General features: G+C 54.5%; 11 protein-coding genes. 5 read left to right on the top strand and 6 right to left on the bottom strand.

All coding sequences use genetic code 11. The features are described 5' to 3' along the window. Nucleotides 1-51: 51 nt before the first annotated feature. Both FDW94_RS22370 and FDW94_RS22365 read right to left on the bottom strand, forming a co-directional pair. Nucleotides 52-609 (bottom strand): DcrB family lipoprotein, encoded by a 558-nt coding sequence (locus FDW94_RS22370; RefSeq protein ID WP_003827547.1) that lies wholly within the window; start codon nucleotides 607-609, stop codon nucleotides 52-54. 72 nt (nucleotides 610-681) lie between these two features. Continuing rightward, nucleotides 682-1,347 carry a 7-cyano-7-deazaguanine/7-aminomethyl-7-deazaguanine transporter gene (locus FDW94_RS22365; protein WP_137378277.1) on the bottom strand — a complete coding sequence of 222 codons (666 nt, stop codon included), beginning with the start codon at nucleotides 1,345-1,347 and terminating at the stop codon, nucleotides 682-684. Between the two features lie 168 nt (nucleotides 1,348-1,515). On the opposite strand from FDW94_RS22365, the gene tusA reads away from it, so the two are divergent. Then, the gene (gene tusA, locus FDW94_RS22360) at nucleotides 1,516-1,761 is read left to right on the top strand and encodes a sulfurtransferase TusA (protein WP_003827551.1); all 246 of its coding nucleotides are present in this window, start codon (nucleotides 1,516-1,518) and stop codon (nucleotides 1,759-1,761) included. 98 nt (nucleotides 1,762-1,859) lie between these two features. Here the strand turns inward: tusA and zntA are convergent, their stop codons facing one another. Further along, nucleotides 1,860-4,058 carry a Zn(II)/Cd(II)/Pb(II) translocating P-type ATPase ZntA gene (gene zntA, locus FDW94_RS22355; protein WP_137378276.1) on the bottom strand — a complete coding sequence of 733 codons (2,199 nt, stop codon included), beginning with the start codon at nucleotides 4,056-4,058 and terminating at the stop codon, nucleotides 1,860-1,862. A gap of 74 nt (nucleotides 4,059-4,132) precedes the next feature. Continuing rightward, nucleotides 4,133-4,759, bottom strand: a complete 627-nt coding sequence (locus FDW94_RS22350) for a lysoplasmalogenase (protein WP_003827558.1) — start codon at nucleotides 4,757-4,759, stop codon at nucleotides 4,133-4,135. 141 nt (nucleotides 4,760-4,900) lie between these two features. Here FDW94_RS22350 and FDW94_RS22345 point away from each other — a divergent pair, with 141 nt between their 5' ends. Beyond that, nucleotides 4,901-5,260, top strand: coding sequence for a DUF2500 domain-containing protein (locus tag FDW94_RS22345; RefSeq protein ID WP_137378275.1), 360 nt, complete (start codon nucleotides 4,901-4,903; stop codon nucleotides 5,258-5,260). A 99-nt stretch (nucleotides 5,261-5,359) separates the two neighbouring features. Here FDW94_RS22345 and FDW94_RS22340 read toward each other — a convergent pair whose 3' ends face one another. After that, nucleotides 5,360-5,635 carry a DUF1145 family protein gene (locus FDW94_RS22340; protein WP_003023415.1) on the bottom strand — a complete coding sequence of 92 codons (276 nt, stop codon included), beginning with the start codon at nucleotides 5,633-5,635 and terminating at the stop codon, nucleotides 5,360-5,362. Beyond that, entirely contained in the window at nucleotides 5,625-6,221 is a 597-nt protein-coding gene (rsmD, locus tag FDW94_RS22335; RefSeq protein ID WP_137378274.1) for a 16S rRNA (guanine(966)-N(2))-methyltransferase, read from the bottom strand. The genes FDW94_RS22340 and rsmD overlap by 11 nt, the downstream gene beginning before the upstream one ends. A 151-nt stretch (nucleotides 6,222-6,372) precedes the next feature. Here rsmD and ftsY point away from each other — a divergent pair, with 151 nt between their 5' ends. Genes ftsY through ftsX form a run of 3 tightly spaced genes read left to right on the top strand, consistent with a single transcriptional unit; the run spans nucleotide 6,373 to nucleotide 9,621 of the window. Next, the gene (gene ftsY, locus FDW94_RS22330) at nucleotides 6,373-7,899 is read left to right on the top strand and encodes a signal recognition particle-docking protein FtsY (RefSeq protein ID WP_137378273.1); all 1,527 of its coding nucleotides are present in this window, start codon (nucleotides 6,373-6,375) and stop codon (nucleotides 7,897-7,899) included. A 2-nt stretch (nucleotides 7,900-7,901) separates the two neighbouring features. Next, a complete protein-coding gene (gene ftsE, locus FDW94_RS22325) occupies nucleotides 7,902-8,570 on the top strand; it encodes a cell division ATP-binding protein FtsE (protein ID WP_003023420.1) in 669 nt (222 codons plus the stop codon). Next, entirely contained in the window at nucleotides 8,563-9,621 is a 1,059-nt protein-coding gene (gene ftsX / locus FDW94_RS22320; protein WP_003827568.1) for a permease-like cell division protein FtsX, read from the top strand. The genes ftsE and ftsX overlap by 8 nt, the downstream gene beginning before the upstream one ends. Nucleotides 9,622-9,623 lie beyond the last annotated feature (2 nt).

The raw sequence follows: 9,623 nt of genomic DNA, 5'->3' as shown, positions 1-9,623 counted from the left end.
AAAAAACGGCCTCAGGTGGTGTCACCGGAGGCCGCGTCATCGTCTTAACCGTTACTGGATAACCAGCGTGTTAATGATGTTTTCTGCGGTAGTCTGCGCTTTTTGCTGATCGTCAGCAGGCAGCGTGATTTGCAGCGTCAGCAGTTGGTTGTCCACTTTACCCAACACCACGGAAGAGTATGCGGTCTGGCCTTTGGCCGAGATGATGCTGTCTAACTGCTGCAGCGTGTGGCCTTTCAGCTCAATAGATTTATTGGTGACGACCTGCAGCTGCGGATCACGGCTACGCTGCTGATCTTCGAGACGTTTTGCCAGCACGGCCAGATCTTCGTTGGTGTTGTCGCCAACAATCACAATCACCGCTTTCTGGCCGGTTGCGTCAGAATATACGTGCATATTGTTCGCCTGGGTGCCCAGCTTGCCGCTCTGATCGGTCATATCCGCTGGCAGGGAAAAACTGAGTTTGCCGTCCAGCAGGCTGACCGGTTGTCCGGTGGCGTTACTTTCTGCGGCAGCACCCTCGGCTGGCGCTTTTGTATCGCTATTATCACAGGCCGCAAGCCCCATAACCAGCAGGCCAATACCGACATATTTAACCAGATTGCGCATTGACTTCTTCCTTTCGATAAACGGCCATAACGGCTCATTCGTCCATCTTATCACAACTCGGAAAATGAACCTTTAACTCGTCTGCAATGCAGAGATTTCAGATTTATCTGCCAGCCTTTTCAGTAACATATTCAGCAACACGCCATACATTGGCAGGAAGAAAATAATGCTGATCAGCACTTTGAAGCAGTAATCGACCAATGCGATTTCCATCCAGTGCTCGGCCATAAAGGCATCCGGGCTACGCCAGAAAGCGATAAAGAAGAAGGCCAACGTATCGCTGATATTGCCAAACAGCGTGGACGCCGTCGGTGCCAGCCACCAGCGACGGTTCTGACGCAGGCGGTTAAAGACATGCACATCCAGAATTTGTCCCAGCGCGTAGGCCATAAAGCTGGCGGCGGCGATACGGGCGACAAACAGATTAAAGTGCAGCAGTGCGCCGAATCCTTGCCACGATCCCATATAGAACAGCGATGAAACGACATAGGAGATCAGCAGCGCGGGGATCATAACCGCAAAGATGATACGTCGAGCCAGCGGCGCGCCAAAAATACGCACGGTCAGGTCGGTCGCGAGGAAAATAAACGGAAAGCTAAACGCGCCCCATGTGGTATGGAAACCAAAAATGGAGATTGGAAGCTGCACCAGATAGTTGCTGGAGGTGATCACCAGCAGATGAAATAGCGATAGCCAGAACAACGCTTTTACGCGCTGAGCTTGTGTAAACGGAGTCATATTGTGACCTTTTTGTTGGATGGGGTGAGGGAACCCAATAAAAAACCGTCGCATGATACTGCTTTAAGAGCACATTGCAATGGTTGTTTTTCACGCAATCGTTAACCTGATTGGCTTACGCCACAACAGAGCGTAAAATAACGCCGTTTTTGTATGAATGAGACGACGATGAGCGACCTGTTTACTTCCCCCGACCATACTCTTGATGCCCAGGGGCTGCGCTGCCCGGAACCGGTAATGATGGTACGTAAAACCGTACGCGGCATGCAGGCCGGTGAAACGCTGCTGATTGTCGCCGACGATCCGGCAACAACCCGCGATATTCCTGGCTTCTGTACCTTTATGGAACATGAGCTGGTGGCCAAAGAGACCGACTCGCTGCCGTACCGCTATCTGGTGCGCAAAGGCCAGTAATCTTGTTATGCCGGATGGCGCTAACGCTTCTCCGGCCTATAAAGACTGAGTAATCTGTAGGCCTGATAAGCGAAGCGCCATCAGGCGAGAAACAGGCACTACCCTTTACGCAACAACCGCAGCGCGTTCGCGGTCACCAGCACCGTCGCCCCCGTATCCGCCAGCACCGCCAGCCACAGTCCGGTTATCCCGAGCAGCGTGGTGACGAGGAAAATCCCCTTCAGACCCAGCGCAATCGCAATGTTCTGGCGAATATTGGCGTGGGTGGCCCGCGCCAGCTGAATCATTTGCACCAGACCACGCAGACGGTTGTGGGTCAGAGCGGCATCGGCGGTCTCCAGCGCGACGTCGGTCCCGCTTCCCATCGCAATACCAATTGTGGCCGCTTTCATTGCCGGAGCGTCGTTGATGCCGTCGCCGACCATCGCCAGCGGCGACTGTTGGTTAAGATGGGTAACGGCCTGCACCTTATCTTCCGGCAAGAGTCCCGCTTTGAATTCGAGGCCCAGTTCACCGGCAATGGCGGCGGCCGCACGCGGGTTATCACCGGTCAGGATCACGCCTTTCACGCCAATCTGATTAAGCTCGCTGATGGCGCTGCGAGCGTCATCGCGCAGCGTGTCTTGTAGGGCCAGTACGCCGAGTACAGTATCGTTACGCAGCACCAACACCACCGTTTGGCCCGCGCTTTCCAGCTCGCTAATCTGCCCGGCAAAGGCATCGGCAGGCTGCTTACCAGCGGCGCAAATCAGTACGCGTTCGCCGTTGACCAGCGCTTCAATTCCAGAGCCAACCAGCGCCCGTTGCTCTTTTGCGACAGGAATAGTCAGCTCGCGCGTTTGTGCTTCTCGGACAATCGCTTGTGCCAGAGGGTGTGTCGCGCCTTGCTCTACCGCTGCCGCCAGTGCCAGCAGTTCAGCCTCACCAATACCGCTTGCCGGATGAATCGCCGTGACGCGTGGTTTACCGACGGTCAGGGTGCCGGTTTTATCAAACGCCACCTGAGTGACTCTACCCAACTGTTCCAGCGCGGCTCCGCCTTTGATTAACGCCCCACGACGCGCCGCAGCGGCCAGACCAGAGGTAATGGCTGCGGGCGTTGAAATCACCAGAGCGCAAGGACAGCCAATCAGCAACAGCGTCAGCCCTTTGTAAATCCACTCCTGCCAGGATGCAGCAAACAGCAGTGGCGGCACGAGGGTGACCAGCAGCGCAACCGCCATAATAGCTGGGGTATAAATTCGGCTGAAACGGTCAATGAAGCGCTCAATGGGAGCGCGGCGTTCTTCCGCTTCTTCAATCAGCTTCAGAATACGGTCAATCGCGCTGGCACCCGGTTCTGAGAGCACTTCCAGCGTTACCAGACGATCCACGCTGGTGGCACCCGCTGGGACTTTCTCGCCGGTGGCGCGTTCAACCGGGATCGATTCGCCGGTCAGGGCGCTCTCATCAAAGCTGGCAAAGCCGGAGACCAGTTTGCCGTCGGCAGGTAAACGCCCACCCGCGGCAACTTCAATAACATCGCCAGGCCGGAGGGTATTGATAGCCACCTCTTCGCGTTCGCCGTTACGCAGGCGTGTGGCGGTTTCCGGTTTGAGCGCCATCAGAGCGCTGACCCCTTTACGGGCGCGGCTGGCGGCCCATCCTTCCAGACGCTCGCCAATTAAAAACAGTAGCAGCACCATAGCGGCTTCCGCCGTCGCGCCGATAAACAGTGCACCAATGGCGGCGACGCTCATCAGCGTTTCAATGGCAAAGTAGCTGCCGGTTTTCATCAGACGCAGGGCCTGACGGGCAATGGGATACAGGCCGACCAGCGTGGTGGCGATAAACGCTATCTGACCGAAGGGATGATTGAACTGCTCCAGCCCCCAGCTAATCGCCATCATGATAATCAGCGAAATCAGCGGCAGGTTTTCTTTAAAACGTGACTCGGGGGCGGCGTCCGTCGTGTGCTCATCGCGCAGGGTATAGCCTGCTTTTTGCACCGCGTTTTCAACTTGCTGGCGGATATCGGAACCGGCATCGACCACCAGTTTTTCAGTGGCGAACAGAACCTGGACCTGGTTGACGCCGCTGACCTGGCGGACCGCATTCTCTACTTTGCGGGCGCAAGCTGCGCAGTCCATGCCTGCCACTTTCCAGGAATAGCGGGTACCTATTACGGTATCGGATACGGTTGGTGTAGTGGAGCAACTTCCTTCGCAGCAGCAGTCATCCGCCTTTTGTGGTGCAGGCGCTGGCTTGAAAGAAGAGAATTGTGGGACTTTTTTGCCACGGGTATCGGGTGTCGACATGGCATCCTCCGGTTGATAATCATTTCGTATTAACCGGAGGATACACTCTGGAGTCGACTCCAGAGTCAAGCGTTTTAAAGATACAACGAACGAACAATCAGGAAATGTCCGGCGAAGTAGCAGGCGGCGGCAATGGCGTTATCGGCGCGGAAGCGGCGACGGTAATGGCTACCCAGCCAGACAATGTTGCCGATGAACAGGAGGGATGCGCCCATAAATGCCGACAGCGCCGGGGCGGTCGGGCGGAAGAACCACAGCTCACCGGCCATCCAGACCATCATCAGCGTGATGCCGATAAAGGTGCAGATAGCGACACGCAGCTCTTCCAGACGCGTCCAGATCACGGCGATCAGCAACGCCCCCAGCACTACCAGCACCAACGGCAAAGGCCAGAAGAACGACAGCGTCATTTGGCTGGCGAAGTAAATGGTATACAGCAGATGCGACAGGAAGAATGCCCCCACGGCGTACAGCAGGCGTTGGCGCGGTAACAGCGTCAGCGCATCGCCCAGCAGCGAGGCAAGCAGGCCAGCCAGCACCAGATAGCTGATAGCGTTAAACATTGGCGCCTGCCAGGCCAGCAGTGCCAGCAGGAGTAACGTCAGGGGCTTAAAGACCCAGCGTTGCCAGGCAGGTCCACGATAGGAAGCATCCACGAACAACCATGCGGAAAGACAGACAGCGATAAACGACCAAAGCATCTTAGTTCCTTGAATTCGTTATTTTTTCGTAAGCGGGGTGCTCACGGCTCTACTGTCCAGTGTAGAGGTCGACACAGCCAGATGACAACACCATAACAGGCGATGTATGCTTATTTCCGCATTTTCTGATGGGTTAATAATATGAGCAAACCACCACTTTTTTTCATTGTTATCATTGTCTTAATCGCTGTCGCTGCGTCGTTTCGCTTTGTTCAGCAGCGGCGAGAAAAAGCCGATAATGATGCGGCGCCGCTGGTGCAAAAGCAGGTGGTGGTAAGTAATAAACGGGAAAAACCGCTAAACGATCGGCGATCCCGCCAGCAGGAAGTGAGCCCGGCAGGAACCAGCATGCGCTATGAAGCCAGCTTTAAGCCACAAAACGGGGGGATGGAGCAGACGTTTCGTCTGGATACCCAGCAGTACCACGCGTTAACGGTCGGGGATAAAGGCACGCTGAGTTACAAAGGTTCGCGATTTGTTGATTTTACGCTTGAACGCTAAAGTGTCATCTGACTGATGCCGGATGGCGGCTTACGCCTTATCCGGCCTACAGATTTTTCGCCCCGGCCCGCAACGTGCCGCCGGGCGAAAAGATCACAGCTACTTCTTCAACTGATCTTTAATCTTCTTCTGCCACACCAGTAGCTCAAAGACGCCGAACAGAAAAATACGGATTTTCTCTCCGTTGGTCATCTGCGGGCCATCTTTAGGCATGGTGCTTTTTAGCAGCGCCAGCTGCATGCCATGCATCAGCACCATAAATATCAGTGCGACGTTAACGAAGATGTTAAGCGGGCGTGGAAAGGGTTGGAAAATATTCAGTAGTAAAAATGCCCAGACGCACAGCATCAACAGGCGTCCCAGGTTAATCAGCATCGTGTTCTCCTCGTGCTTCACGTTGGTACAGGCGATAGGCGACCTGTCCGGCGACTTTCTCACGGTATAGCGACCAGTTCACTGGAACCGGCGGTAAGCCGTTTTCTACTTCGCTTTCAACGTAAATATACGCTTCATTTGCCAGCCAGCCATGAGTTTCCAGAAGAGTTAATGTTTCTTCCAGTAATCCTTTGCGAAACGGCGGGTCAACAAATACCACGCTATGCGGCGTACCTGCCTGAGCCAAAAATGTCAGCGTATTGGTATTGACGACGCGGGCATGGGAGGCTTTTAGCGTGGCGAGATTCTTTTGTAGCTGCTGAGATACCGCGCGATCCATCTCCAGAAGCGTCGCATTTGCCGCATAGCGAGAGAGGGCTTCCAGCCCCAGCGCGCCGCTGCCGGCGAAGCAGTCCAGACAGTGAGCATCGACCATTACCGGGGCCAGCCAGTTAAACAACGTTTCGCGCACACGGTCGGTGGTCGGACGTAAGCCGGGGCTGTCCGGAACCGGGAGTTTACGGCCACGCCATTGCCCGCCAATAATGCGGATCTGGCCGCTACCAGAGTGATTCGGTTTTTTCATTTCAATTATTGCTCAATCCGCTGCTGACGTGTCATTCCAGGCGGTGATGTGAGTTAAGTTAAGTGATAGACTATTTCATCATTTTTTTAGCTGCTATGTACATAGCGTTGACGCTGTGCCATGAAGCAACAGCGGGGGAGTGTAGTCGCAAATGGCGAAAGAGAAAAAACGTGGCTTTTTTTCCTGGCTGGGCTTTGGTCAAAAAGAGCAGGCACCGGAAAACGAGACAGAAGTAAAAAATGAAGAACAACAACCGGTTGCTGAAGAAACTACCGTCGTTGACGAACAACCGCACGTCGAGGAAACCCGTAGCGAGGCTGAAACGCAAGCCTTTGCAACTGAAGTCGTTGAAGTAACTGAACAGGTTGCGGAAATCGAAAAACTGCAGCCGGAAGAAGAACCTGTCGCCGAACAAGTGCAGCCGGAGATTGAGCCGGTTGCTGAACCCGTTGCTGAAACTGTAGTGGAAACGCCAGCAGCGGTGGTTATCGAACGCGAAGAATTGCCGCTGCCGGAAGAGGTGAAAACTGAAGAAGTTTCTGCCGAAGAGTGGCAGGCCGAAGCGGAAACCGTGGAAATCGTTGAGGCGGCTGAAGAAGAAGCTGAAAACGAACCGCAACTGACCGACGAAGAGCTGGAAGCACAGGCGCTGGCCGCTGAGGCTGCTGAAGAAGCGGTTATGGTGGTGCCGGTAGAAGAACCTGCTGTAGAAGAACCTGTAGAAGAAGAGGTGGTCCAGGAGCAGGAAAAACCAACCAAAGAAGGTTTCTTTGCGCGTCTGAAACGCAGCCTGCTGAAAACAAAAGAAAACCTCGGTTCCGGATTTATCAGTCTGTTCCGTGGTAAAAAAATCGACGATGATCTGTTTGAAGAGCTGGAAGAGCAGTTGCTGATCGCTGATGTGGGTGTAGAAACGACCCGCAAGATCATTGCGAATCTGACGGAAGGCGCCAGCCGTAAGCAGCTTAAAGATGCGGAAGCGCTGTACGGTCTGTTGAAAGAAGAGATGGGCGAGATTCTGGCGAAGGTTGACGAACCGCTGAATGTTGATGGCAAAACACCATTTGTTATCTTAATGGTTGGCGTCAACGGCGTGGGCAAAACCACCACTATTGGTAAGCTGGCGCGTCAGTTTGAGCAGCAGGGTAAATCGGTAATGCTGGCGGCAGGTGATACTTTCCGTGCGGCGGCGGTAGAACAGCTGCAGGTTTGGGGTCAGCGTAACAACATCCCGGTGATTGCTCAGCATACTGGCGCGGATTCCGCGTCCGTTATCTTTGATGCCATCCAGGCGGCGAAGGCGCGTAACGTAGACGTGCTGATCGCTGATACCGCAGGGCGTTTGCAGAATAAATCGCACCTGATGGAAGAATTGAAAAAAATCGTTCGCGTCATGAAGAAGCTGGACGAAGATGCGCCGCATGAAGTTATGCTGACTATCGACGCCAGCACCGGGCAGAATGCGATAAGCCAGGCCAAACTGTTCCATGAAGCGGTGGGCTTAACCGGTATCACCCTGACCAAGCTGGACGGTACGGCGAAGGGCGGGGTTATCTTCTCGGTTGCCGATCAGTTTGGCATCCCTATCCGCTATATCGGTGTGGGCGAACGTATCGAGGATTTACGTCCGTTTAAAGCGGACGATTTTATAGAGGCACTTTTTGCCCGAGAGGATTAACAATGATTCGCTTTGAACATGTCAGCAAGGCCTATCTCGGTGGGAGACAAGCGCTGCAGGGAGTGACCTTCCATATGCAGCCTGGCGAGATGGCGTTTCTGACCGGCCACTCCGGCGCGGGGAAAAGTACCCTGCTGAAGCTGATTTGTGGAATTGAACGGCCCAGCGCCGGGAAAATCTACTTTAGCGGGCATGACATCAGCCGTTTGAAAAACCGTGAAGTGCCGTTTCTGCGTCGCCAGATTGGCATGATTTTTCAGGATCACCACCTGTTGATGGACAGAACCGTGTTTGACAATGTGGCAATCCCGCTGATCATCGCGGGTGCCAGCGGGGACGATATTCGTCGTCGCGTGTCAGCGGCGCTGGATAAGGTCGGGCTGTTGGACAAAGCGAAAAACTTCCCGATTCAACTCTCCGGCGGTGAACAACAACGCGTCGGCATCGCCCGCGCGGTGGTGAACAAACCTGCGGTGCTGCTGGCGGATGAACCAACGGGGAACCTGGATGACGCGCTGTCAGAAGGGATCCTTCGCCTGTTCGAAGAGTTTAACCGCGTCGGGGTCACGGTATTAATGGCCACGCACGATATTGGCCTGATCTCCCGTCGCTCCTATCGCCAAATGGTTCTGAGCGATGGACATCTGCATGGAGGCCTGGCGCATGAATAGACGTGACGCTATTAACCAAATCAAACAGTTCGGTGGCCGACTGGATCGCTTTCGTAAATCGGGCGGTGCGTCGGGTGACGGCGGTCGCAACGCGCCAAAGCGTGCGAAAGCCGCGCCAAAGCCGAACTCGCGTAAAACTAATGTCTTTAACGAGCAGGTACGTTATGCGTTTCAGGGCGCGTTACAGGACCTGAAAAGCAAGCCGCTGGCGACGTTTCTGACGGTGATGGTCATTGCCATCTCCCTGACGCTGCCAAGCGTATGCTACATGGTTTATAAGAACGTAAACCATGCGGCAAGCCAGTATTATCCGTCTCCGCAGATCACCGTTTACCTGCAAAAAACGCTGGATGATGATGCGGCGGCGCGGGTGGTTGGTCAGTTGCAGGCCGAGCAGGGCGTGGAGAAAGTGAATTATCTTTCTCGTGACGACGCGCTGGGCGAATTCCGTAACTGGTCTGGCTTTGGCGGCGCGCTGGATATGCTGGAAGAGAACCCGCTTCCGGCCGTGGCGGTTGTTATCCCGAAACTGGACTTCCAGGGTACGGAGTCGCTGAACACGCTGCGTGACCGCATCGCACAAATCAACGGTATTGATGAAGTGCGAATGGATGACAGCTGGTTCGCTCGCCTGGCGGCGCTGACGGGCCTTGTCGGACGCGTTTCCGCGATGATCGGCGTGCTGATGGTGGCGGCGGTCTTCCTCGTCATCGGTAACAGCGTGCGTCTGAGTATTTTTGCGCGACGCGATACCATTAATGTGCAAAAACTGATTGGCGCGACGGATGGATTTATCCTGCGTCCGTTCCTCTACGGCGGTGCACTGCTCGGTTTTTCCGGTGCATTTCTTTCACTGATTTTGTCAGAAATTTTGGTGATGCGTCTGTCGTCAGCGGTGACTGAGGTGGCACAGGTATTTGGAACCAAGTTTGATATCAATGGCTTATCATTCGACGAGTGCCTGTTATTGCTGCTGGTGTGCTCAATGATTGGCTGGGTGGCAGCCTGGCTTGCCACGGTTCAACATTTACGCCACTTTACCCCCGATTAAAA

Origin of the sequence: Citrobacter sp. wls757, from assembly GCF_005280935.1 — a bacterium.
GTDB classification, from domain to species: domain Bacteria; phylum Pseudomonadota; class Gammaproteobacteria; order Enterobacterales; family Enterobacteriaceae; genus Citrobacter; species Citrobacter portucalensis.
The sequence above is the reverse complement of the archived record's forward strand: the minus strand, read 5'-3'. Positions and strand labels throughout refer to the sequence as shown.